Raw genomic sequence first — 24,567 nt, 5'->3', positions numbered from 1 at the left:
GCGCGAGCTAGGCAGGCTTGGGGCCCATCATTCGGACGAGCGAATCGCGGAGGGTCGACTCGATCTTGCCCTTGAACATCATTGCGGCGAACGGGATGTTGCCTTTGATATTCACGTTTTGGTCGTCGACAGTTCCCTCGCCACTCACGGTGATGCCAAGCGTCTTGAAGCTGAAGATCAGCTTGTCACCTTCGAAGTGCTGGTCCAGATTCTTGATCTGATCGGCGTACTTCTCGGCCACGTGGTCGAGCATCTTCTTCACCTTCTCGGTGGCGACGTCTTTCGTGGTGTTGTGCGGAACCGAGACGCTGAACTGGGGCATGACTCGAAGCCTCCGAGCAAATGGGCGTGAGAATCCTGAGGACAGCACCGCACGGGGCGCGCGGCCTGCCAGAACACCCAGATTAACGGATCGCTACGTTTTCGCCCAGGCTGGTCGCCGACGGAACGCAGAAATCCGTTCAGACAATCGCAGGAGGCAAGTCCTTGCCATCGTCGTAGTCCATGCGGTCTTCGTTGTGCCACAGCGGAAGTCCCTGCTCGGCCCGCAACGCCAGCACGTCGAGCTTCGCCCGAGTTCCGGGCATGGCGCGGGTGGACGGATACTGATCGACGCGAACATTCTCCGGCTCGTAATCCCACATCCCGTCCCGGATTGCATCAAGCACAGAAACTTGCCGCACTTGGACCTCCCTTTACCTATGCCGTTGCGAATGGCCGTTACGTATGTCGATGAGAAGCGGATAAGGTGGCCGGCTTTACGGGTCCGCGGTTCTTTGTATCGCTTGCCCTCCCTTAGGAGCGTCTGAAGCGAACAGTTCACCCACGAGCGTCCGCGACGATCGATCGCCATCGATGCCGAGACACTTCCTACCGCAACTCAGTTTAGCCTGTTTCCACACGGCGGGATGCCAGAAAGCCGACCACCGTCGACCAACTTTTCGCACAACCACGCATCACGAAGTTTCGCGATGGAACCCACGCCGATAGGTTCGGATTATCTCGATCCCGCAAGCAAAGTCAAGAAATTTTGGCGAATCGGTGCGAAAGGAAATCGCGCAGCTCTCGCACTTGGTGCCTCGTGATTGCGCTCGTTCGCACGTTTTGTTCGCATGCCGCACCTCGAACCGCGAGCACATCCGCACCTGCACGAGCGGTTCTTTCGAATTGGGCGGTGGTCAGGCTTCCAGCCGCGACGCAGGTAAGTCCAAGGTCGTGTGCCCTTCCGAATAGCTCCGCGAGTTCCTCATCGCCGATCCAATCAAACAGCTTTCCCGATCGTTTGTCGAAAGTGTCGATCAACATAGCGGCGCAGGGGACAACACGGGCGAAGTCTACTAGTTCTCGGGGCGATGGAGCGTCGCATGTCCGCCAGTCGGCGTACTGCACGGCCACCATAGACGCATGCGAAGGCAAAACAGTAATCAGTCGAGAGAGTTCTTCTTGCCAACCCCCATGCGTTCGACACCCACTGAGCCCTACCTTCACGCGGTCCACTCCTGCGAGGGGCAGTTTCGCCACCTCGTCGCGCATGCCGAGTTCTCGTAGTTCGCCTAAAGCCACGCTAACGGGCGCACGTTTGGCCACGACTTCGACCACTTCGGCTAACGCGCACGCGCTCGGGCGACCTAGTGAGCCAGCGGCGGGCTCTTTGACATCGATCCAGTCGGCACCGCCCGCGAGCGCGTCTTCCGCCTCGGTTGCATTTCGTACACTTACTAGTAATTCAGGACTCAATGGCGAAACTGCTATTAATGTTCAATCAGGCGAAACACGAAAATGCAGGCATTCGGAAGGCATCCTGTTAAACCGGTGGTATCGATTCTACGCAACTGCACTTCGAATCGTGACTCCCCTCAGGACCGCCTGGCCTCAATGGCAATTGCGATGATCTAGGTTTGAGAAATAAATCGTGGTCCGTAGCGAATCCTTTTGGAAGGTTCGCTCGCCGCGCTCTTCCAACCCTACATGCAATGTCCATTGATGGGGTCGAACCGTCGTTCGACCACGGAGCCTCGAACGATGTCCGCCACCGCAACCTCCCTGGTAACTATGCCGCACTCTACCGGAAACGGTACAAGTGGACGAGTCGTCGCCAGCATCGTGGCTGTGGTGGGCGTGTATGCCGTGGCTTTGGCCTTAGGCCTGCCTCAGGCGGGGACCGAATCGATCCTCGACCACGCAGCACACGATCTGCCGGCCGTGGTTCATGAGACCGACGCCAATACCGAACACGTAACCGAGGTCCATGCATCGGTCGCGCCTCCTTTTTGGGCCGTAATCCCGTTTGCCATTCTGCTCGGGGCGGTGGCGATATTTCCGCTGATTCCTCGCGTCGAACATTGGTGGGAAAGCAACGCCAACCGCTTCAAGGTGGCGGCGTCGCTGGCCATCGTCACGCTGTTGTATTACGTGTTCCTGCACACTACAGCGGTTGAAGGACACTGGCCCTATCATTACGTCGCGCAGCCCGCCACTCACGGTGCCAATTGGGGATTTGCAGCCGCGATTGCTGGCAATGCGATACTCAGCGAGTTCATCCCGTTCATTGTGCTGCTCTTTAGCCTTTACACCATTAGCGGTGGCATTCGCATCTCGGGCGACTTGCGTGCCACTCCGCTTACGAATTCCGCCTTCATCGCGGTGGGGGCCTTGCTCGCCAGCTTCATCGGAACGACTGGCGCTGCGATGGTGCTAATTCGCCCGCTGCTGGAAACAAATCGCGAGCGAGCTCATGTGGTGCACACCATCGTCTTTTTCATCTTCGTGGTCTGCAATTGCGGCGGCTGCTTGCTGCCGATTGGCGACCCACCCTTGTTTCTTGGCTACCTGCAGGGCGTTCCCTTCTTGTGGACCATGTCCGCGCTGTGGGCACCGTGGGTACTCGCAAATGGAATGCTGCTTATCTGGTATCTGGTAATAGACCGATTCTTCTACTATCGGCGGGAGTCGATCGTCGATCTCTACCGCGACACGAAACACGTGACCAAGCTGCGTTTCGAAGGCTTGGGTCTGAATGTTCCGTTGCTAGTCGGCGTCGTGCTGGCCGTGGCGCTGCTCGATCCCACCAAAGCGATCCCAGGCACCGACATTCATCCCTGGATGTTCTCGCGGGAAGTCGTTCAACTCGCGTTGGTGGGACTATCGCTCGCGCTGGGATCGGCGAGTGTCCGGCAGCGGAACGGATTCAACTACCACGCGATCCTGGAAGTGGCCGCGCTGTTCAGCGGCATTTTCATCTGCATGCAACCCGCGCTCCAGATACTGGATGTCTATGGGGGCGATCTTGGGACGCTGATCGGTGCCAAAGACGGCATTATGACGCCAATGCATTACTATTGGATCACTGGAGGGCTTTCGAGCGTGCTCGACAATGCCCCCACGTACCTCGTATTCTTCAATGCCGCCGAGGCCTCGCCCGCAACGTTCGGCGAAATCGTTCCCGGTACGAATGTGTCGCACAAGGTGCTGGTCGCCATTAGCCTGGGTGCCGTGTTCATGGGGGCGCTGACCTACATCGGCAACGGGCCGAATTTCATGGTGCGGGCGATCGCCGAAACGTCGGGGGTCCGGATGCCTAGTTTCTTCGGCTACGTAGGCTATAGCGTAGTTTTGCTGCTGCCGATACTGGCCTTGGTGGGTTGGCTCACCCTTTAAGGGAGGGCATATCGCACCGGGCGGCGAACCTGATACAATCGTTCGAAAATTGCCTCCTGCCCTCTTTTCAGACCTAGCCTGTGGACTATCAGCGGATCACCACGCCCGCCCAGCTCGAGAAGCTGTGCGGCGAGATTGCCAGTTCGTCGAGAGTCGGATTCGATACCGAATTCGTGTCCGAAGATACGTTCCGGCCCGAGTTGTGTTTAGTTCAAGTCGTCACCGAGCATGGGATGTCGGTGATCGACCCGCAAGAAGTCAAAGACCTCAAGCCATTCTGGCAGGCGATGGCCGATGGCGACCACGTGACCATCGCTCACGCGGCTCGCGAAGAGATCAACTTCTCGCTCGCAGCCGTCGATCGCGTGCCGGCAAATTTGTTCGACACGCAGCTGGCCGCGGCCTTCTGTTCGCAAGAGTATCCGGCCGCCTACGCTTCGGTAGTCACGCGCATTCTTGGCAAGAAGGCCGAGAAGGGCGAACAGCGTACCGACTGGCGACGACGACCACTGAGCACGGCTCAAATTAACTACGCACTCGAAGACGTTCGCTATCTGTTCGAACTGCACGAACGGATCATGCTGAAGATCAATAAGCTCGAACGAGCTGAGTGGCTCGACGAAGAGACCGCGGCATTCATCGAAGAAGTAGTTACAGCCCGCACCCGCCAACGATGGAAGCGCGTATCGGGCATCGGCAACTTGGGGCCGCGTAACTTAGCGATCGTCCGCGAACTGTGGCTTTGGCGACAAGCAGAAGCCGAGAAGCGCGACATTCCGCCCCGGCGTGTGCTGCGCGACGACTTGATCGTCGAACTCGCGAAACGAAAGACTTCGACGCCCGACAAAATTCGCGCGGTGCGCGGCATGAACCATCGCCCAGTGAAGAATGCCATTGAGGAGATCGCGGAGTGCGTCGAGCGCGGACTAGCCGCGCCGATGGATGAGGTACGTGCGCCGCGTGGCAAGCCCATGCCCTCGCAACTCAATTTGCTCGGCCAAGTTCTCGTACCCGCCATCACCAGCATTTGTCGCAAGGCCAACGTTGCGGCGAGCCTCGCGTGTACCGCGACAGATATTCGCGAGATGATCGCCTATCAGTTGGGATTTGCGCTGGAAGACGAGGTCGAGAACGAAAACGACCTGCCGGTGCTCGCCCGCGGTTGGCGGAAGGAGCTAATTGGCTCGCTGATCGACGACGTGCTGACCGGCCGCAAGAGCATCCGCATTGACGACCCCCACAGCGAGCACCCGCTCGCGGTGGAATAGCCCGCACCGTTATTTGTTGGCACCCGCAGGCTCGCTCGCCATTTGCGGTGCGGGAATGGCTCGGCCAGGCTGCTGGGCTTTCTCTTCGTCGTCCACCGCGGCGAACAACAGCGGCGACGCGAACGAGGCTTCCTGACCCAGCGCCACGGGCTCGGGCTCGCCTTCGGCCGGTCCACCAGTGAAGGGAATGGCACCCTTCAGCTCGCCACCGGCGAAGTTCGTGCCGTTGAAGATCGTCCCCTTCTGGAATGGTCCGGCACCCAGCACCCAGAAGTTCTTCGCCGTACTGTCGCTGACGGCGAGACCCGACTGCCAGACCGGCATGCCGGTGTTGCGATGGTAGGCAAACACGGCGACCTTCGCCAAGCCGCGTTGCTCTTGCCGTTTCGCGAACGCCACTTCGGGAATCGCCGCGGGGGCTACACCCGAAAACGCCCCAAGCTGCGGGACCTGCATCGCGGGAATACCGAACAGCAGGTCATGGCTATCGGTGCCCACCACGCCGGCACGCGCCTCGACCACGAAGTCGGCGTCTTCGCGTTTCTCGCGCAGGATGCAACCACTTGCTAGCAAGTGCTGACGCAAACTACTTGAAAGGTATTGCTTATCGACCACAGTTCCGAGCGCATCGTCGGCGAGAAAGACCGACTGACCCGCGAGGGCCCGGAAGTTGACTTGGCCGACCGCTCGATCAATCGCATCGGAGACCAGCAACTGCTCCGTAGCGGTTCTTGCGGTCGAGGTGGTTCGTGTGGTGCCACAGCCCGAGGCCAGCATCAAAATACACAGGCCGCTCGCCACCAGCGCGTGCCGCACCGACGGTCGCCTTGGGGCGTGTCGTCTGTTGGCGGGGTGGAATAGCAGCATGGGCAGGTAGGTCGCTGGGGTGGGCAATTCGCCGCGGATTATAGCAATCTCGCGGTCTCACCCAACCCCAATCGCCACCGCTGCTAGCATTCGCCAACTGCGGCTTTTCCCGTCCCCCGCTACTCGAACCGCGACTGACGCGAGGTCGAACCAAGCGGCGAGCCGTTCGAGGCACCGCTCGCTTCGTCCTGGAAGAATCGCGTGGTTTCTTCGGCTGCTAGCTTGATGTCGAGATCCCGGCACACCACTTCGGCACGGAACAAGTGCGTGCCCGCCGACAGGGCCTTCGCCCGAATCTTCAGCTTCACTTGCTGGCCGGCTGGTAACGTGCTGATAGCATGGAAGCCAACGCGTCCATCGCCAATCGACGCCTCGCCACCCTCGGCCGACAGCGGTTCGATGCCTTCGGAGAACAAGCCTACCACGGCAACTTCCTCGGCCGCACTACGACCCCGGTTCGTCACGGTGATGTCGTACACCACCTCGGTACCCACGGGCACGGGGCCCTTGGGATCCACAATGTCGAGCTTCAGGTCAGCCAGCGCAACCACTTCGGTCGTTGCGGCCTTGGCGTCGCGGACATCGCCCTCGGAGTTCTCGGCCGACATGCGGAACTCGTTGGCACCAGCTTGGTTCAACACGCCGCGGAGTTCCAGATAGCAGTCGTCGCCGGGACGCAGGGTGCCGATCTTCCACAGCACGCGCTGGGTGGCAGCATCAAACTGATGGCCGTCGCTAGCCGTACGGAACTCGAAGCCCGCGGGCAGCGCGACATCGAACGCCACTTGATCGGCCGACGCGGTGCCAGGGTTACGCACGCGGAAGTAGTAGGTCGCCTCGGTACCCGCGTACTTGCGATCAGGACCACGCCAATCGACGTTCAGTTGTGGCTGGCGGCAGAACACTTGCTGCGACGTTTCGCTGCGCAGATCGCCATCGGCCGAAGCAATTGCCTTGATCGCGAGCTCGCCCGGATCGCGGGCGGTGATTTCAATCTCCACCGACTTCGACTCGCCCGCCGCAAGGCGTGGCACGCGGTAGCTGCTCACAGCTTGGTTGCCACCAGGAGGCATCAGCTGGACGACGATGTTCTCGGCGGGACCGGTGCCGGGGTTGCTGAGCGACAGGCGATACTTCTGGGGACGACCAAAGAACACTTCGTTGGGTCCGCTGAGTGCCATCGACAACTTCGGTTCCTGCACTTCGACCATGGTGGTCGTGGCCACCGGCGCGTGGTGGCAGCTCACGGCGAGACTCAAGGGTTGACTGGTCTTGGGAACCAATACCAGGTCGAGCGTCTGGCTGCGGCCCGAGGCGAGGCTCGGCACGTCCCAACGCAACTTGGTGCCACCCATATCGGTAGCCGGGCGCTGGACGGTGCCCGACGAAGCGCTAGCGTGAATCACTTCAGCCCACTCGGGAGCGACGATTTCGGTGGCGAGTTGATCGGCGGATGCCGAGCCGCGATTCTCGATGGTGACTTGATAACGTGCTTCGCGGCCGACCAGAATCGTCTTGGGACCGGCGACACGCGAGACAAGCTGCGGAAGCTGCCCCGACGAGAGCACCGTGCTGTTTTGCGACGGGCCGGCAATCGTCGCACCACTTGGAGCTGGCGCCGAAGTTGCCAATGAGCTGTCCGATTCTTCCGAATAGCGATCGCTCACCACCGCCGAGCCACCGAACGCACGCTCCGCCGTGGGCGAGTTGGTAACGGCAGGGCTGGTGCCGGTCGCATCGGTGGGGGGCTGGACCTCGATAGTCTCGCTGGCCGTGGCACTCGGCGAGGTGTTCCAGTTCGACGCATTCTCGCTGGCGTTATTGCCGGGCATAGCGAACGCGTCGAGTTCCTTCACTTTCTCGGTGCTAAACGACTCGGGTTCCGTGCTCGACGAATCGTTAGGCATTGCGGCCGAAGCAGCGGCGTCAGCGGCCGATGTGAAGCCACCCTGCGCCGAGTCGCCCGAAGGAGCCTGCGAGAAGCTATCGACATCGAGTTCGTCGGAAGGAATTGGGGCAATCGGCACCTTAGTAGCTTGGGTGCCAACTCCCGCCGTGTTTTGCGAAGATGAAGTGGTGCCAATCAGGTCGAGCGCAAGATCGCCCGAGGCGATACGCCGCGGGGCCCCCGTCGGACGCGACGCAACTTTTACTGGGGCCGCTGGGGCGTTTTGAGCAGTCTTCTGCGAGGCCACAGGACGACCGAGCGGGCCACCAAGGGCCTCGCCAATGTCGAACGCCGCGGGCTGTTCCTGCATCGGAGTGAGCGCGCTGCCGGCACGGGGCAGAGGAGCGGGCGGAACCAGCTCTTCGGGGCGGCTCGCCACGCGAACGGCTTCGCCTTGCTTGCCGCTGAGCATGTCGAACAGATCGCCGGCCATGCTTCGCTTGGTAGGCTCGGTATGAGCCACTTGCTCGACCTTTGCCTCACCCGACCAACTGCGACGCAGCTCGGCCAATCGGCCGCTGAGCGTGCGCTCGTCGCTAGCAGTCGCGGGCAACGTCGAAGTCGTCACCAGCGTGGCAGCAACAAACGAGCGGATAAAAAAGTTCGGGCGGTGCATGTTCGCTTCCTTGCGTAGCTTGCCGGGGGGCCAAACTAGCAGCCAAACCGCGCGGCTCCGCCGCAACAATTCACCTGCTATCGGTGGGGTATCGGCAATTGCTCGAATGCGAGTTGAGCCAATCGCAACGGATTTTCCGGATAGCGAAAGACTGCGGGCAAGGGCAGCACTGCTGGCACCCAATATCCGCGATACTTCATGCTTGCTTATTCGCGGGCAAACACGAGCCCAACCACGATAGCAGCTTCAGCGTGCCAGCTCTCTACAAGCGATGAAGCACAACGCTACCGCAGCGCCTCCGCCGCTTCGACGATCTCGAATCCCAGGTCGCGGATCATCGCGTAGTCGGCGTCGGGAGCCTGGCCCTTGGTCGTCAGGTAGTCGCCGACGAAGATCGAGTTCGCAGGATAGAGCCCGAGTGGTTGCAGGCTGCGGAGGTGGATCTCGCGGCCGCCCGCGATGCGAAGTTCGCGGTCGGGGCACACCAGGCGGAACATCGCCAAGACCTTCAGGCAGTACTGCGGGGTCAGCTCGCTCTTGCCCGCGAGCGGAGTGCCGTCGATGGGGTTCAGGAAGTTCACGGGGATCGAATGGACGCCCAGGTCACGCAGTTCGATGGCCATCTGCACCACGTCGCTCGGCTCTTCGCCCATGCCGATGATGCCGCCGCTGCACATTTCCATGCCGGCATTGCGTACCGCCTTCAGCGTGTCGACACGATCGGCGTACCCATGCGTGGTGCAGATCTCGCTGTAGTAGGCTTCGCCCGTGTTGAGATTGTGGTTCACGCGATCGACACCGCACGCCGCGAGCCGCTCGGCTTGGTCGGGCGTCAGCAGACCCAGGCACGCGCAGATCTTCAGGTTGTACTGCTCCTTGATTTCCGGCACGATCGTCTCGACCGCCTTCATCTCGCGCTCGTTCGGACCGCGGGCGGAGATCACGATGCAGTACGTCTTCGCCTGCCTCTCGGCCGCCACGCGGGCACCGTCGAGCAGCTTCTCGCGGCTCAGGATGTTGTACTTGGGAATCTCGGCCTCGGACACCTTCGACTGCGAGCAGTAGTGGCAGTCCTCGGGGCACAATCCGCTCTTGGCGTTCATCAGCAGGTAGAGCTGCACTTGGTTGCCAAAGTGTCGATGCCGCACCCGATACGCCGCATCGAGCAGAGCGAGCAACTCGATGTCCGGCGCTGCCAGGATGCTTTCGGCCTCGGCCGCCGTGAGCTGTTCGCCATCGAGCACTCGCTCGGCCATTTCGTGCCAGCGGCTGGAAGTTGCGGAGAGCGTGAGGGGAGCGGAAGCGGTGCGAGTCATGCGAAGGGATCCTCGAAAAGCGGGAAAAATCGTCCCGCCAGTATCGTTTGGCGGCCCCAGCGAGGCAAGGGTGACGCCGTTCTGCCCTTGCCCGCAGGCGGATGGGCGGCTCACAATGGATATATCCGTTCAACGACAAAAGTCCGGGGTCGGCGACGACCCGGCTCACCTATTCTTCTGAGACTGCATGTCGAATCACTTGATACGCGTTGGTGCCATGGGGCTCGTTGGGCAGTTTCGTTCGCCCGAAGGGACCATCTACCCCCGGGGCCGCCGCGTGGTGGTCCGCACCGTCCGTGGCCTCGAATCGGGCGAAGTGCTCACCGAGCCCGACGGCTGGCAAGACCCACGCGAAGCCGATGGCGAGCTCCTCCGGGCCATGACGGTCGAGGACGAAATGCTCGCCGAACGGATGGACCGCCGCCGCGACGAAGCCTTCGAGGCTTGCCGCGAGTTGCTCGCGGACCGCGGGCTCTCGGCAACGCTCGTCGATGTCGAGCATCTGCTTGATGGCCAAGGTCTCTATTTCTACTTCTTAGGTGAAGTCACTCCGGCCGTGGACGCCTGCACCGCCGAACTCGCCGAAGCCTACGAAGCGACCGTGAAGTTCCGCCAGTTCACCGACACCCTGCTCGAAGGCTGCGGCCCCGGTTGCGGCACCGAAGATGCGAAAGGCCAGGGGGGATGCAGCTCGTGCGTGAGTTGTGCAGTGGCGACCGCGTGCAAGAAGTAGCGACCGCGAATGACGCGTCGGGTGCCTGGGGACGTGTCTTACGAGCCCCCAGTTCTTAGCATTGCGGTGACGATACTAGCGACCCAACGTCATTATGCGACCACTACTCGACCGCAAACTCTGGATCGGTAACGCGCATGATATCCGACCGTGGACGTCCGAGCTGCAACAAACAATTTCGGCCGTGGTCGATCTCTCGCTCAGCGACCCACCGGCTGTTCTGCCGCGCGAGGTAACCTACTTGCGAATCCCCATCGCCGACTCTGCGGACAACGCTTCATCGAGGCTTCGCCTCGCACTTCAATCGACAGCGCAACTACTGAGGTATGACGTATCGACGCTGGTCTGTTGCAGCGCGGGCATGAGTCGCTCGCCGGCAATCGCTTGCGGAGCGATTGCGATCGTTCAAAACGTCGATCCCGATGAAGTTGTGAAGTCACTTCTCCAAGGTGTGCCACACGACCTGTCGCCTGGGCTATGGGAGAGCGTCCGAAACGCGGTAAATAGCGAATTCTAGCGGAGAAACTTGCCCGTAAATCGCGCTAATCATCGCGAATGAAAGAATTTCCTTAAACGCCCGGAACAGGCAAAACATGTCAGCCCAGGGCAAGTGCAGGCGAGGAACGAGCCGCAACGCCGCGCTGGGTAAACTGACGGATCGCCGCTTACTCCCCCGCCGACCCCAGCGAAGCCAAAAACTCGCTCATCTCCCCCGCCGCGTGGGCGTTGCCTTGCTCGCGGGCCATTTCGATGCCGACGCGGAGGACATCGCGGGCTTTGCTCACGCGGTCGATTCTTGCGAGTTGCTGGCCCGCCATGAAGAACGCCGGGATGTAGGGGGGCGATTCTTCGATTAGTTCGGTTAGCAGATCGAGGCTGCGGTCGTGGTCGCCCTCTTTGTCGAGCTCCATCGCCAGGCTATAGCGCAGGAACACATCTTTCGGCTCGTCCACGAGCATGGCTTCGATTTTTTCGCGGCGAGTCGCCATGCATTCCTCGGGCTAAAGTCCGCCTGTCAACTTCAGCAACTTGCCGCTAGCGTCCTGGCTCTCTTCCATGTCGACGACGGTCACGTACAGCGTGCCATCTTCGGCGAACGCCATCGCGGTCGGCAGGGCTGTCTCGGTAATCAGCACCGTGTTACACGACTGCTGCTTGGTATCGGGATCGATTGCCGAATCGATGCGGAAGATGCCCGAGCGTTCGGTGAGTGCTTCCGCCGCTGCCGCGTACAGACAACCGGTCGTCGGGCTGTAGGCTAGCGCGCGGATGCCATCGAGATTGAATGGCAGCGCCAAGAGCGGCTTGGTGGTCGAGTCGCTGGGGTGATAGAACACGAGCATCGAATCCCCCTTGTCGTTGTCCTTCCCGGTCTCGGCGACGACCACGTAACCCTTGTCGTTGTACGCCACGGCTTGGGGCGTGCCGACCTTGGTCATGCTCAGTGTGTCGATGTACTTGGTGAGCGCCTCGGCGGGCCCGCTCTTCAGCTTTCCCGTCAGGAGCCACTGATGGTCGTTCGTCGCGACGATCAGCGAGTCGACATCCCGCGCCATGCTCGCGAGCTTCACTTGGCCAGACTCAGGCTTGTAGGTAAACAGCACGGTGCGGTCGCTGGGCTTCATCGGCAACTTTTCGTCGTCGATATCGAACTCAACAATCGACGCCGACGAATGGTCAGCGGCCGTCGAGCCCAGCAGCAGCCGGTTTCGCGAGCGAAACAGTGCGGGGCCCACCTTCTCGGTGCCGTCCGCGCTGACCGACGGCAGAACTTCCACCGGCTCCGCATCCGGCTTTGCTGTGGAGAGACCAAGCACCCGGCCCGTTGGCGACTCGACCACCAGCAAATCGGGCCCCGAACGGCTCCCGCCAGGCCGCACCACCACCGCGATCGGGTCGACCAGTCCGTCCGCAATTTCCTCGACGTTCAGGTCGTCGGCCGTCGTGTCGGCCTTTTGGGCCACCGCCAAGGGGGCGAGCAGGACGGCAAGGGCTGTGAGAACCATGCCGCTGAGGAGAGCGGCGGAAATGCGGACGCGAGTTTTCGTTTTAGGCATGACTGGCTTCGTACGCGGAGATTTTGGCTTCGTGCTCCAGCGTCAGACCGATGTCGTCCAGGCCATTCAGCAAACAATGCCGGCGGAAGGGGTCGACTTCGATCTTCGCTACGAAACCATGATCGTCGCTTAGCGTAAGTTTTTCCAGATCAGCTTTCAGTTGGTAACCTGGGTGCTTCGCGGCACGCTGGAACAGTTCCTCGACCTGGTCCTCGCTGAGGATGATCGGCAGCATGCCATTCTTGAAGCAGTTGTTGTAGAAAATGTCGGCGAAGCTGGGTGCCACGATCACGCGGAAGCCGTAGTCGTCGAGCGCCCACGGGGCGTGTTCGCGACTCGATCCCGAGCCAAAATTCCGCCTCGCGAGGAGGATGCTCGCCCCCTTCGCCTCGGGGCGATTGAGCTCGAAGTCAGGGTCTTCCGTCCCATCTTCCTTTTTCCGCCAGTCCCAAAACAGGAACTCACCAAACCCGGTCCGCTCAATTCGCTTGAGGAACTGCTTGGGAATGATCTGATCGGTATCGACATTCGCCCGGTCCATAGCAACAACAAGACCGGTGAGGGTAGTGAAAGGTTTCATGAAAAATCTCGCTCAATTCGCAAACGACTTTACAAAGTCTTCGGTGTAGGTGCCTTCAAAGTCGACTTGGACGCAGACACCTCCAGCTCCGTCCTGGCATAGGCTGACGGGGTAGCATCCATCGCCATATCCGCTCTGAACAACCGCCATTCTAGCAGAACCAGTACTATCTATCGGCATCATGCCATACGGTTGGCTGAAACTATTGACCCGATCGAATGTATTCGCGGTCACCACGTGGAAGTAAATGAAGGAATTGCGACTGAACTCCGGAATGCGCTCCACATCTTCGAGGATAGACCGCTCGAGCTCTTTCGAAATCGGCCTTTCAATTCGTGCATACCGGCTAGGAAGGCGTGCTTTTGCGACGGCAAGTCCATACTTATCCTTCAGCAGCCGTTTTAGGATATTCTCACCGTCGGCTGGCTCCTTTGGGTTGCATAAAACGTATCCAACCCGTTCTTTCCCTTCGTACTCGATGTAGTCGCTTAGATCTTGTGCGTCGGAGACGGTGATCCTCGCCATGTCGACCCCTACTTCTCTTACGACATGGAATGTTCCGGCCGCATCGGGTCGGTTCATGATCTGCACGCGCTGAACGATACTGCCGGTAAACGGTGCAGGAGCGTCTGTGGGGCCAAAGAAGGCTCGGACCAAGTACTTCCCCGCTGGCACTACGATTTCGGCATCGTCCCCCCAGCCATACATGATGTCGTGGATTAGTAATCTACCTGAATGGATCGAGAGTTCGCCCACTTCATACCAGGCACCTGACGGTCGCTGCCACCATCGTGCGAGCGTGGATCGGATTCCCATCCTGCTCTAGCTCCAATCCCGCACATCCACAAAGTGCCCTTCAATCGCCGCTGCGGCGGCCATCGCGGGGGACACCAAATGCGTCCGGCCGCCGCGGCCTTGGCGGCCTTCGAAGTTGCGGTTGGAGGTCGAGGCACAGCGTTCGCCTGGCTCCAGTTTGTCGGGATTCATTGCCAGGCACATGCTGCAGCCCGCCTCGCGCCAGTCGAAGCCAGCTTCGCGGAAAATCTTATCGAGGCCTTCTTTCTCGGCCTGCTGCTTCACCAGCCCGCTGCCAGGGACAACCATCGCCTGGACGCGGTCTGACACTTTGCGGCCCTTGGCAATTTCGGCCGCGGCACGCAGGTCCTCGATGCGGCCGTTGGTGCAACTGCCGATGAACACGCGGTCGAGTGCGAGGTCGACGATCGGCTGCCCCGCCGCAATGCCCATGTACTCCAGGGCCTGGGCGGTGGTCTTCTGATCGGTGGGATCCGAGAAGTCGCTGGGGTTCGGCACGCGGGAAAGCACGCTGGCGACCTGCCCCGGATTCGTGCCCCACGAGACTTGCGGCTCGATGTCGGCTCCGTTGAATACGAGCGACTTGTCGTACTTCGCACCCGCATCGGTCGGCAGCTTACGCCACTCGGCGACCGCGGCGTCCCATGCCGCACCTTGCGGGCAGAAAGGACGACCCTTGAGGTACTCGAACGTCACGTCGTCGGGGGCGATCATGCCTGCACGAGCGCCTGCTTCGATCGACATGTTGCAGACGGTCATCCGTTCTTCCATGGTCAAATTGCGGACCACGTCGCCGGTGTACTCGATGCAGTAGCCCGTGCCGCCGCTGGTGGTGAGCTGGCCGATAAGGAACAGGATCATGTCCTTGGCCGTCACCCCGCGGCCAAGTTTGCCATCGACGCGCAGCTCAAGCGTTTTGGCTTTCGATTGCAGCAACGTCTGCGTGGCGAGCACGTGCTCGACCTCGCTGGTGCCGATGCCGAACGCCAGCGCGCCGAACGCACCATGCGTCGAGGTGTGACTGTCGCCACACACGATGGTCATGCCGGGCTGCGTGTAGCCAAGCTCGGGACCGATCACGTGCACGATACCCTGATGGATGTCTCCCAAGTCGTAGTGCTTGATGCCGAACTCGGCGCAGTTGTTTCGCAGCGTGTCGATCTGCTGTTTGCTAATCGGATCGGCGATCGGCAGGCTGCGATCAGTGGTCGGCACGTTGTGGTCGGCGGTCGCGATGGTCCGCTCGGGACGTCGCACCTTACGGCCCGCGAGGCGAAGTCCCTCGAACGCCTGCGCGCTGGTCACTTCGTGAACCAGGTGCAGATCGATGTACAGAATGGTCTGCCGCCCCTCTTCCGCGTGGACAACGTGATTATCCCAAATCTTTTCAAACAACGTGCGGGGCATTTTCGGCAGCAGAACAAGGGGTGGATGGGGAGGACACAAGCACGAACAAGGCTCGCTAGAAAGCGAGACCCCTAGTTTAAGCCAACGGTTCGCAATCGGCTAGCCGCAAACGCGGGGGGAACGCCTGAAGGAGGAGTATCTGAGGCCCATTTTCGGCAGTTTGGAAGGCCTCCCGAGCCCGAGTTCCGCGCGTCGTAATTCATTCTCCTCTAATGCCCGATTAAACCGCCGCCTCTTCCACAGCCGCGGCCGCCATGGCCTTGCGCTGCGGGCAGGCTTTGCAGTTCCACCACTCCGAGGCGAGGGCCGAGGTCCAGTCGTCGGCTAGCGGAACGTCGTTCAGCGCCGCACGCAGCGACGCCACGTCCTGGAAGCGGTCGTCCGCGTCCTTTTCCAGGCACCGCATGACGATCTCTTCGAGCTCCAACGGAATATCGACGGCGAACTCGCGGACCAGCGGGGCGTCCTCGGAGACGTGGGCGACAATCACCCGCATGGCGTTGTCGTACATAAAAGGAGGTCGACCGGTGAGCATGAAGAACAGCACGGCACCCAGCGAGTAAATGTCGCTACGCGCGTCGGCGTCGCGCTCACCAGTCGCTTGCTCGGGAGCCATGAACAGCGGCGAGCCCGTGATCGAGCCTTCTTGAGTAAGCTGCGTTTCGTCGCTCTTCACGGTGGGCTTTGCGAGGCCGAAGTCGAGCAGCTTCGCCACGTCGAACTCGCCACCGCGATACGCACAGAAAATGTTCGCAGGCTTGATGTCGCGATGCACCAGACCAATGCCATGCGCCTCGGCGAGCGCCGCACAGACCTGCTTCATCAAGTAGACCGCACGTGCCGGAGGCAGCGCACCCCCTTGATCGACCAGCTCGCCAATGTTGTGGCCAGGCAGGTACTCCATGACGTAGTAGAACGTCCCGTCCGCCGTATTGCCGTAGTCGAAGATGTCGATGGAGTTCCAGTGCGAAAGCTTGGCGGTCATGCGAACTTCGCGCTCGAATCGGGCCATGACTTTCGGATCCCCGGCCTTCTCGGGCTTGATGAGCTTGATGGCGCAGGGCCGCTTCATCATTTGATGCTCGGCCAGATAGACTTCGCCCATGCCGCCGCTGCCGAGTTTTTGCTTTAGGCGATACTGGCCTAATTGCTTGGCCGCAAACGCTTGCCGCCGCATCAAGTTGATCAGATGGACGCCGACGACCGCGATCGCGACGTTCAAGATCATGATCATCGCTTGCTCGCTGGTGTAGCTATCGAACTCTGGGGTGGCCGCACATTCCTGAAAGCCGGAGCATTGAAAGTGCTGCAACAGGATCACGCCAATTGGCGCGAGGCCCATCGGCACCAGCACCGCTGCGGCACGCTGCCAGTTGTTGGGAATGAATAGCGCGTAAGTGAAGATCAGCATCATCCACGGCGCGACGATCACCGGAAGATGCGCACCCTCGTCCAGGTTCGCCGCACGTTGAAGGGCTTGCTGCGACAACACTAGGAAGTAAATTGCCGGGTCGGCGAAGATCACCAGTTCCGCGAGACGCAGTTTCGCAAGAGAGATGTCCTTCGCCCGCCACATCAGCAGGGCCATCAGTGCCATCACCAATGTCACCGTGCCATGCACCCAGAACAACCAATTCGACACAAGGTTGTCGGTCACAAAGATCCAGCGAATCTCGAACGCGAAAAAGCCAAGAAAGAACAACACGCTCGCCGCAAACAGCCGCACGCGAAGTACATCGCGAGTCTCGTTGCTTAGGTGGGGCGTTGAGCCTTCGACCACGTTCACCAGCTTCCGCGCTGCGTCACGCAGGCGGTCCGTGCTGCCACCCAACGGCACCGGCGTCGGGGCCTCGATGGTTTCTTGATTCGCGTCGAAATGCTTGTCGGCCATGGGAGCTCGGCTGACGGGGTGGGAATCGTCGGCAGCCGCGGGGACTCTCCCGCCGGAGCGACGACTTGTTATCTTACGCACGGAATGCCGAATTGGGCAGATCTCCTGACCAGTATTCGGTAGCGTTTTCTATCCATTGGCCTATTTTTCGTCCGGCAATCAAACCCGCGTAGAAACTTACGGGCTCGCGGGATATGCTGCCGTTCTTAGCTCTTTTTCGGCGAACCGAATAACAGGTAGACCACCGTTGGACAAATTGGTTCGCACGCTCTCGCTCCTGACCAACCTGTTCCCCGTGTGGGTTGTGGCCTTCGCGGTGGCAGCGCTGTGGGACCCTTCGCTGTTCCACTGGTTTGGGCCGCTGACGATCTACGCCCTTGGCGTCATCATGCTGGGCATGGGGGTCACGCTCACAGCGGGCGATTTTCTCGAGGTGCTCCGCGCTCCCAAACCAATTGCGATAGGGTTCGTTGCCCAATTTACCATCATGCCGTTCATGGGCTGGCTGATCGCCGCAACGTTCGACCTTCCGACTGAGCTTGCCGTCGGAATCATCCTGGTGGCCTGCTGCCCCGGCGGCACGGCGTCGAACGTCGTCACCTACCTGGCGCGTGGACACTTGGCGCTTTCGGTGCTGATGACCACCTGCTCGACGTTCGGAGCCATCGTGATAACGCCGCTGCTCACCAAGTGGCTTGTCGGCGAACGGCTGCCCGTAGACGCGGCGGGGCTGCTGCTTTCCACCGTGAAGGTGGTGCTGCTCCCCGTGATCGCAGGTGTGCTCCTCAATCGCTACCTGCCGCGAACCGTTGAGCGCATCACCACGTTCTCGCCCCTCGTAAGCGTCATTGCCATCGCGATGATCTGCGCCAGCGCCGTGGGCGACAATCGCGATCTGATTCTCACCTACTTCGTGCAGTTGGGCGCGGCGGTCGTCACGTTGCACGCAGGCGGATTCGCGCTGGGATACGCGTTCGCCTGGCTGCTGGGTTACGACTCGAGGATCTCGCGTACCATTTCCATCGAAGTCGGCATGCAGAACTCCGGACTCGGCGTGGTTCTCGCCCGCGAGCACTTCGCCAATCCCGTGACCCACGTCGCCATCGCCGCCGCACCTTGCGCGCTGTCGTCGGTCGCTCACTCCGTGATTGGCAGCCTGCTGGCGGTCTACTGGCGCCGTAAGAGTGTCAACTCTTCGAACGACAACTCGCTCCGCGAAGCCAGCACGATCGACTAAGCAGCCCGGCGCGATTCGCGCTGTGCCGCGCGGCGTTCGAGTTCGGCGACCGGAATCACTTCCAGGCGATGCTCCGAACCGTTCTTCACTTCGCGAAGCACCATGGTCGTCGGCGTGCACATCCGCGGCATGTAGAACCACGCCTTCTCGAGCGACGCATCGTCCACCGCCGCCGAGATCAGCAGCAGGTCGGTCCGCTGTAGCGCGTTGGCCACTTGCGGAAGTGTCATCGAGGGAGTGCCGGGCACTAGGCGGATCTTCGCGCCCGTCAATTGGAGCTGACGATGCGCGTGAATCAAAGGCAGCGGAGCCGCGGGAGCCTGACGCTCTTCGAACCAGTCGAGTCCCGTATAGGAGACCGACCCATCGCGAGTGAATCGCTGAGCGGTGGAGATCAAGCGAATCGCTCGCTCCGCCGATCCGATGCCCACTTCCACGATACGACGATGGCTGTGATGGCAGATTGCCTTGTACAGTTGCCGCTCGTGCTTTGGTTGCGAGAAGTATGCCAGTCGCGCGTAGCCAAACCAACCCAACGCCGCCATTGCCAGTTCCCTCCCCGGAATCGAGCGATCGCGGAGTCCTTCGCGTCGCCGGTGCTTGTTGGCGCGACAGCCAGAGCGCGCCTGCCATACACATCGACTGACCCGAGCCCAAAGTCGAGTCGCTAAACCGCAGCCCGCAAAGTCCCCCGCGATCTTGGCGAGCGAACGGACGAACTCGTAATTTATCGGGGCGAACCATCGTTGTCTCGGACGTTAACTCGCGGGCGAATGCGAGCTTGGACTACACGTCCACTTCGCTAGCCAACGAGTAGTTGTGGCTCGTCCTTGAACAGAAGGCTCTCTACGTCCTCGTAGAGAACGGTGCTAGCTGCGAAGTTGTAGTGGTGAGGCAAACTTTGCGGGCTAACGGGTTACAGATTCGCGAAGTGAGCTCGCATGCGGTTGGCGAGCTCGGCTTGCTTGGCGATCGATGTCGCGCCGGGAGTCGTGGCGATTGACTCCGCCAAACGATCGGACAGATGTCCGGGCGACACGCGATTGCGGATGTCGTTCAGGAAAGTTACCAACTCTGCGTGCGCGGCCACGGGGCCGTGCAGCATGTAATGCACCCACGCCCAACTGAAGCGGTAGTCGGTCGAGGTCATCACCTCAAGCCGCTGCTTGCTCTCCAGCGCAGGCATGTCGACGAATCGCTGGTTCTCCAAGTCCCACTTGAGCTTCTTCAAGTGCGAATGGTGCCGTGCCCGCATGCTCTTCTCGACCTCGAAGTACTCCGCAAGTCCTTCGTCGAGCCATAACGGAACCACCGGCAGGTCGCCGTGCAGCAGGGCGTGCGTGCACTCGTGGCGAACGTCGTCCGGAAGTTCGGTATTGAGGTACGCAAACACGCTCGAACGTCCATCTTGCTTGATGAACAGCGCTCGGCGGTACGGAATCTCGGAATAACGTTCGGCGAGGTACGCTCGGTGCTGCCGTTCGTTCGCCATCAAATGGAGGTACACCGGCGAGTTACACGGCCGCACGGCGAGCACTCGCGACAGCTCGCGTTCCAGCGGTGACAGCTCCGCCAGCAGTTTCTCGTGCTCCGCGAGCGGAAACGCCGCTTGGCAGATGAAAGGCCCCACTTGCCGCTGATCGATCCACTCGGGCGCAGCATGTGCCAGGCGCGGAAGGCCCAGCGCAATCGCACTGGCCGCCAAGGCTCGCCTGCCGAATTCCCGCCGCGAGAGCTGCATCAACCCGCCATCCTCCAGTACGGCCACGCGCGCCTAGGAGGAGCGACAGCTATCGGACCGGCGGCGACATCGCGACCCAGCGCAACCTGCCGCGGATTCTCGCGGCACATTAGGTAAGTGGCTTCCTCGCCGACGAGTTCCATCGCCCGCGACACGGCGGGGCCGAACAACGGTCGGCGAGCTTTCGATCCATGGGCGTCGGTCGCGAGAAAGTGGACTAGGCCTCGCGAGACGAAACGCTCCGCCACGCGTTGGCACTCGGCACCGAACGAACCTGCCAGGCTTCCGCAGGTTACCTGCATCAAGCAACCCGCCTCGACCAGCGGTGCGACCAACTCCGGCTGGCGGAGGATGCCGCGATTGCGTTCGGGATGCGACAGAATGCCGACCATGCCCAGACCGCGTAATGTTTCGAGGACTGGCTCAATCGGCGAGTAGAACTCGTGCGGCAACTCCAGCAGCACGTGCTTGCCGTGATCGCCCAGCGTGAGCACTTCGCCTGACTCCAGCAGCTTCGCCATCTTGTCTTCGATTCGCACGTCGGCTCCGGGAAGCACGACCAGCGGAATACGGTTGGTGTTGAGCAGCTCCTGCACTGCTTGCACCCGCTTCCGTATCTCGTCGCCGCGGTTGTGGCGGAAACCTCCCAACTGATGCGGCGTAGCGATCACCGTCTCGACCCCTTCGACCACCGCAATGCGAGCCATCGCCAGCAACTCGGCGTCGTCCTGCGCCCCGTCGTCGATACCGGGCACCAAATGGCAGTGAATGTCGACCCAACCTTGGGACATGTTCGAGGCTCCTCGCGGGGCAGAGCGGCGGAAGTTTGGCGTGGGGAATAAAGGATAGTGAGGAGTGCTGTCAACGCCGATTGCCGCCATCCGTGCTTGCACCCCCAGCGAGCGCGAGTTTTGTCCCACTTTCGCCCCTATTTCATTGGGTGCGACTTTATTCTTTTGGCGTAAACTGGCGGGCATCAAAAAGTCTCGTGTTTTATCGAGCGAAGTCATCGTTCGTTCGTTCAAGCGAAAAGAGTAATGTCGCAGGGGTAACCCGCAGGTGCGACATTACGAAGGGGGAAGGGGGAGGGCTGAAGTGGGAGTCGATGCAGTTGTGTCATCCTGAAGGAGCCTTAGCGACTGAAGGATCTCGTCTGCCAATGGTTTCGATGTTTTTGTTTTCTCACGCAAAGACGCGGAGCGAGTAGGCCGGGTCAAGCTCCGCGCCGACCCGGCACTTACCAGGTTGCTATTGTTGAAGCGTGCCGGTTTTCATTTCCCACGCAAAGGCGCTAAGACGCAAAGAGCGTGAACGACGCGCGCAGCGGGAGTGTCCGTGTCATTCCGAACGGAGTTACACGACGGAGGAATCTGCGGTGCCAAGGGAGCCGCGCAGTCACTTTGGGGGTCAGTGGTGCGTGCTTCTTGAAGTGATAGAGCGTGTTCTACTGGAGACAAGATTTCTCGGTCTCCCATTTGCCTAGGAAAAGGGCCTGTCGAAATGACACATCTTGGGTCCTCAAATAGTTGTGCTTCTCCTTTCTTTCCAGCGTTACTTGCCGTATCGGCGCTCCGCTTGATACGGCCTACTTAACTGTACATTCATCAACCTACCACAGGCGCGAGTACTTTCTAGCCCCTTTTTGGAACATTTGTACATTTTCTCGAAAATAGTTTCCGGACCGAGAAATCTTGAAAAAAGGGTGAAAAACCGTTGCCCCTGTGTCATCCTGAGGGAGCCTCAGCGACTGAAGGATCTCGCCGGTCATTTTGCGAGGCCTGGGCCTTCATTTATCTCACGCAAAGGCGCCAAGACGCGGAGAGAAATGAGCGGAACTCCGACTGTCTTGGGATCGTCTTGATTACTAGAGACTTAGTACAGAAGACTGTTAGTCTTGGGCGAGGATTGGCAGCCTAAATCGACTTTCGTCATTTGCCTCTACCCATTCTCCACCGCAACGCAGCAACTTTTATGAATCGAGCTATCTACGCAGTGTCAGTGCTACTGGCCGGGGCCTTCAGTGGATGTAATGCGCCTCAGCAGTCCAGCCCAACTGCCGAGCCCACTTCCAAAATCCAATTCGACCTCACCACCATCGATTCCGATGGCCTCCGTGGTCCCGCGGATGGCAAGGTTGCCGTGGCTTATGAGTTTGTGATTCCCGATACGCCCCAGCATCGTGAGGAAGTGCGCGCGATCGATCCCAGCGTGCAGTTCATGCCGGGGTCGCGGGGGCGGGTGGGGGCAGGGGAGGGGGAGGGTTTATGCGTGGGGTCGACGCATCAGGCCGAGTGGCGCGAGGTGCTGACGAAGCTGGCGGCGCTACCGTACGTCGAGCGGATCGAGCAGTGCTGGTTTGAGTGACTTCGCGGCGAGACTCGTGGACCAGAGCCTCGCAAGTTGCGATCGGCTGGACGATGCGCCACAATCAAACAAGCGGAAATGACTGCGTTAACGAATCCAGCTTGTGAGTGGCGACTGATGAAGGATGGGAATCGAATCGTGAAGGGTCTCGCTGCGATGCTGGCCACGATGCTGTGGCTGGCTGCTAGCCAGGCGAGTGCTTCGCAGCTCGAAGCGCTCGATCGCGGGTTAGTCGCCATTTTTCAAGGCGACGACCGGGGGGTGTTCTTGAGCTGGCGACTGCTTGGCCACGAGTCGCCCGACATGGGGTTCAACGTCTACCGTCAAACGGCGGATGGCTCGCCGGTGAAGCTGAACGAGGTGCCGCTGGCCGAGGGGACGACCTACCAGGATGAAGATCCGCCCCTGGGAAAGGAGTTCTCCTACCATGTTCGCGCTGTGGTGGATGGCGAGGAAGCGGAGCCTTCCAGGCAATTTCGTTTCTCGGCCAATCCAGTGCCACAAGACTACCTGGCGATCCCGCTACAAACACCACTGGGCTACACCGCGGGGGATGCATCGGTCGGGGATCTCGATGGGGATGGTGAGTACGAGTTCGTCGTCCACATGACCGGTCGCGGCCGCGACAATTCGCAAAGCGGAATGACCGACGAGCCGATCCTGCATGCGTACAAACTCGACGGCACGCTGCTGTGGTCGATTCAGCTAGGCAAGAACATCCGCGAGGGAGCCCACTACACGCAGTTCCTGGTCTACGACCTCGATGGCGATGGCAAAGCGGAAGTGGTGATGAAAACGGCCGATGGGACGATCGATGGATTGGGACAGGCGATCGGCGACCCGGCCGCTGATCATCGTCAGCAGCCCCCACAAGAAGAGGCGAACTCGCGGGGCGATAGGCGCGGACCAACACGAGGGGGACGGGCCGGTGCACGCTTCGGCTACGTGCTTCAAGGCCCCGAATACCTGACGGTGTTCGACGGACAGAGCGGCGCTGCGATCTCGACCGTCGACTATATTCCTGCTCGCCATCCCGAGACGGTGAACCCCACGCCCCAGCAGCTGAAGCAGGTTTGGGGCGACGACTATGGCAACCGCGTCGATCGCTTCCTCGCGTGCGTCGCTTATCTCGATGGCGAGCACCCTAGTGTGGTGATGTGTCGCGGTTACTACACCCGCACCGTGTGCGCCGCGTGGGACTGGCGGGACGGAAAGTTGACTCAGCGATGGGTGTTTGACAGCGATCAACAAGGCCGCGCCGATTCATCGAACCCGTGGCGAGGGCAGGGGAACCATAGTGTCGTCGCGGCCGATGTCGATCAGGATGGCAAGGACGAAATCGTCTACGGCTCGATGGTGATCGACCACGACGGCACAGGGCTTTACTCCACCGAACTAGGGCATGGTGACGCGCAGCATGTGACGGACTTGGATCCAACGCGCCCCGGCCTCGAGATCTGGAGCATTCACGAGCACCCGCGAAAAGAAAGCCCGGGCGTCGAGCTACGGAATGCTCGCACTGGCGAACTCTACTTCAAGGCAGCGCACGGACGGGACGTCGGGCGCGGAATGGCGGCGGACATCGACCCTCGCTACCCCGGCTGCGAGCTGTGGGGCGGGACGCGAAACTTGTTCGACGCCCGCGGCAACGACATTGGTCCCTGCCCCCGTTTGCAAAACATGGCCATTTGGTGGGACGGCGACTTATTGAGAGAGCTGCTCGATGGGGTGACCATTTCGAAGTGGGACTATCGGCAAGGCAAAGAAGACGTTTTGCTTGATGGTCGACAGCTGGGACTGGCCTCGAACAACGGTAGCAAATCGAATCCTAGCCTAGTGGCAGACGTGCTGGGAGACTGGCGGGAAGAACTGATCGCGCGAACGGCGGACAATAGCGAACTGCGGATCTACACGAGCACCATTCCCACCGACCATCGGCTCCCGACCTTGATGCACGATCGTCAGTACCGACTGTCGATCGCTTGGCAGAATGTTGGCTACAACCAACCGCCGCATCCCAGCTTTTTCCTCGGGCATCCCACGGCGGAGTCCGAATAGCGAGAGGAAAT

General features: G+C 60.6%; 22 protein-coding genes. 7 read left to right on the top strand and 15 right to left on the bottom strand.

The features are described 5' to 3' along the window. Nucleotides 1-7: 7 nt before the first annotated feature. The 3 genes from SH292x_RS11160 to SH292x_RS11150 form a co-directional block, all read right to left on the bottom strand. Complete coding sequence (locus SH292x_RS11160) at nucleotides 8-322, bottom strand: polyhydroxyalkanoic acid system family protein (RefSeq protein ID WP_442485691.1); 315 nt, start codon at nucleotides 320-322, stop codon at nucleotides 8-10. Between the two features lie 139 nt (nucleotides 323-461). Then, entirely contained in the window at nucleotides 462-683 is a 222-nt protein-coding gene (locus SH292x_RS11155) for a hypothetical protein (RefSeq protein ID WP_442485690.1), read from the bottom strand. Nucleotides 684-1,020: 337 nt separating this feature from the next. Further along, the gene (locus tag SH292x_RS11150; RefSeq protein WP_442485689.1) at nucleotides 1,021-1,737 is read right to left on the bottom strand and encodes a (5-formylfuran-3-yl)methyl phosphate synthase; all 717 of its coding nucleotides are present in this window, start codon (nucleotides 1,735-1,737) and stop codon (nucleotides 1,021-1,023) included. Nucleotides 1,738-2,022: 285 nt separating this feature from the next. On the opposite strand from SH292x_RS11150, the gene SH292x_RS11145 reads away from it, so the two are divergent. Both SH292x_RS11145 and SH292x_RS11140 read left to right on the top strand, forming a co-directional pair. Beyond that, entirely contained in the window at nucleotides 2,023-3,657 is a 1,635-nt protein-coding gene (locus SH292x_RS11145) for a sodium:proton antiporter (protein WP_442485688.1), read from the top strand. A gap of 80 nt (nucleotides 3,658-3,737) precedes the next feature. Beyond that, nucleotides 3,738-4,925 (top strand): ribonuclease D, encoded by a 1,188-nt coding sequence (locus SH292x_RS11140; protein WP_442485687.1) that lies wholly within the window; start codon nucleotides 3,738-3,740, stop codon nucleotides 4,923-4,925. A 9-nt stretch (nucleotides 4,926-4,934) separates the two neighbouring features. Here the strand turns inward: SH292x_RS11140 and SH292x_RS11135 are convergent, their stop codons facing one another. From SH292x_RS11135 to bioB, 3 genes are all read right to left on the bottom strand, one after another. Further along, nucleotides 4,935-5,741, bottom strand: coding sequence for a DUF6655 family protein (locus tag SH292x_RS11135; RefSeq protein ID WP_442485686.1), 807 nt, complete (start codon nucleotides 5,739-5,741; stop codon nucleotides 4,935-4,937). A gap of 170 nt (nucleotides 5,742-5,911) precedes the next feature. Further along, nucleotides 5,912-8,356, bottom strand: coding sequence for a CARDB domain-containing protein (locus SH292x_RS11130; RefSeq protein ID WP_442485685.1), 2,445 nt, complete (start codon nucleotides 8,354-8,356; stop codon nucleotides 5,912-5,914). 284 nt (nucleotides 8,357-8,640) lie between these two features. Then, complete coding sequence (gene bioB / locus SH292x_RS11125) at nucleotides 8,641-9,672, bottom strand: biotin synthase BioB (protein WP_442485684.1); 1,032 nt, start codon at nucleotides 9,670-9,672, stop codon at nucleotides 8,641-8,643. Between the two features lie 187 nt (nucleotides 9,673-9,859). Here bioB and SH292x_RS11120 point away from each other — a divergent pair, with 187 nt between their 5' ends. Together SH292x_RS11120 and SH292x_RS11115 are read left to right on the top strand one after the other, a co-directional pair. Continuing rightward, the gene (locus SH292x_RS11120) at nucleotides 9,860-10,405 is read left to right on the top strand and encodes a PSP1 family protein (RefSeq protein WP_442485683.1); all 546 of its coding nucleotides are present in this window, start codon (nucleotides 9,860-9,862) and stop codon (nucleotides 10,403-10,405) included. 94 nt (nucleotides 10,406-10,499) lie between these two features. Next, nucleotides 10,500-10,922: a protein-tyrosine phosphatase family protein gene (locus SH292x_RS11115; protein ID WP_442485682.1), complete on the top strand. Its 423-nt coding sequence runs from the start codon at nucleotides 10,500-10,502 to the stop codon at nucleotides 10,920-10,922. Nucleotides 10,923-11,070: 148 nt separating this feature from the next. Here SH292x_RS11115 and SH292x_RS11110 read toward each other — a convergent pair whose 3' ends face one another. The 6 genes from SH292x_RS11110 to SH292x_RS11085 all read right to left on the bottom strand — a co-directional run bounded on the left by SH292x_RS11110 (nucleotide 11,071) and on the right by SH292x_RS11085 (nucleotide 17,156). Then, the gene (locus SH292x_RS11110; protein WP_442485681.1) at nucleotides 11,071-11,394 is read right to left on the bottom strand and encodes a hypothetical protein; all 324 of its coding nucleotides are present in this window, start codon (nucleotides 11,392-11,394) and stop codon (nucleotides 11,071-11,073) included. Nucleotides 11,395-11,406: 12 nt separating this feature from the next. Next, the gene (locus SH292x_RS11105) at nucleotides 11,407-12,462 is read right to left on the bottom strand and encodes a hypothetical protein (protein ID WP_442485680.1); all 1,056 of its coding nucleotides are present in this window, start codon (nucleotides 12,460-12,462) and stop codon (nucleotides 11,407-11,409) included. Beyond that, nucleotides 12,455-13,042, bottom strand: coding sequence for a 3-isopropylmalate dehydratase small subunit (gene leuD, locus SH292x_RS11100; protein WP_442485679.1), 588 nt, complete (start codon nucleotides 13,040-13,042; stop codon nucleotides 12,455-12,457). The genes SH292x_RS11105 and leuD overlap by 8 nt, the downstream gene beginning before the upstream one ends. Nucleotides 13,043-13,054: 12 nt before the next feature. Then, on the bottom strand, nucleotides 13,055-13,858 hold the full coding sequence (locus SH292x_RS11095; RefSeq protein WP_442485678.1) for a hypothetical protein: 804 nt from the start codon (nucleotides 13,856-13,858) through the stop codon (nucleotides 13,055-13,057). Nucleotides 13,859-13,864: 6 nt separating this feature from the next. Continuing rightward, complete coding sequence (gene leuC / locus SH292x_RS11090; protein ID WP_442485677.1) at nucleotides 13,865-15,265, bottom strand: 3-isopropylmalate dehydratase large subunit; 1,401 nt, start codon at nucleotides 15,263-15,265, stop codon at nucleotides 13,865-13,867. Between the two features lie 220 nt (nucleotides 15,266-15,485). Then, the gene (locus SH292x_RS11085) at nucleotides 15,486-17,156 is read right to left on the bottom strand and encodes a serine/threonine protein kinase (protein WP_442485676.1); all 1,671 of its coding nucleotides are present in this window, start codon (nucleotides 17,154-17,156) and stop codon (nucleotides 15,486-15,488) included. A gap of 247 nt (nucleotides 17,157-17,403) precedes the next feature. On the opposite strand from SH292x_RS11085, the gene SH292x_RS11080 reads away from it, so the two are divergent. Then, entirely contained in the window at nucleotides 17,404-18,393 is a 990-nt protein-coding gene (locus tag SH292x_RS11080; RefSeq protein ID WP_442485675.1) for a bile acid:sodium symporter family protein, read from the top strand. Here the strand turns inward: SH292x_RS11080 and SH292x_RS11075 are convergent. From SH292x_RS11075 to SH292x_RS11065, 3 genes are all read right to left on the bottom strand, one after another. Beyond that, nucleotides 18,390-18,938, bottom strand: a complete 549-nt coding sequence (locus SH292x_RS11075) for a hypothetical protein (protein WP_442485674.1) — start codon at nucleotides 18,936-18,938, stop codon at nucleotides 18,390-18,392. The genes SH292x_RS11080 and SH292x_RS11075 overlap by 4 nt on opposite strands. A 371-nt stretch (nucleotides 18,939-19,309) precedes the next feature. Further along, nucleotides 19,310-20,161 (bottom strand): DUF1570 domain-containing protein, encoded by an 852-nt coding sequence (locus tag SH292x_RS11070; RefSeq protein ID WP_442485673.1) that lies wholly within the window; start codon nucleotides 20,159-20,161, stop codon nucleotides 19,310-19,312. Next, nucleotides 20,134-20,925, bottom strand: coding sequence for a tyrosine-protein phosphatase (locus tag SH292x_RS11065; RefSeq protein WP_442485672.1), 792 nt, complete (start codon nucleotides 20,923-20,925; stop codon nucleotides 20,134-20,136). The genes SH292x_RS11070 and SH292x_RS11065 overlap by 28 nt, the downstream gene beginning before the upstream one ends. A gap of 1,180 nt (nucleotides 20,926-22,105) precedes the next feature. On the opposite strand from SH292x_RS11065, the gene SH292x_RS11060 reads away from it, so the two are divergent. Together SH292x_RS11060 and SH292x_RS11055 are read left to right on the top strand one after the other, a co-directional pair. After that, nucleotides 22,106-22,498 carry a hypothetical protein gene (locus SH292x_RS11060; protein WP_442485671.1) on the top strand — a complete coding sequence of 131 codons (393 nt, stop codon included), beginning with the start codon at nucleotides 22,106-22,108 and terminating at the stop codon, nucleotides 22,496-22,498. Nucleotides 22,499-22,576: 78 nt separating this feature from the next. Further along, a complete protein-coding gene (locus SH292x_RS11055; protein WP_442485670.1) occupies nucleotides 22,577-24,556 on the top strand; it encodes a rhamnogalacturonan lyase in 1,980 nt (659 codons plus the stop codon). The last annotated feature ends 11 nt before the right edge of the window (nucleotides 24,557-24,567 follow it).

This window comes from Aeoliella fuhlenseeensis, from assembly GCF_052161615.1.
Taxonomy (GTDB): Bacteria; Planctomycetota; Planctomycetia; order Pirellulales; family Lacipirellulaceae; genus Aeoliella.
Note: the sequence above shows the minus strand (reverse complement) of the source record. Positions and strands in the feature narration are given on the sequence as shown.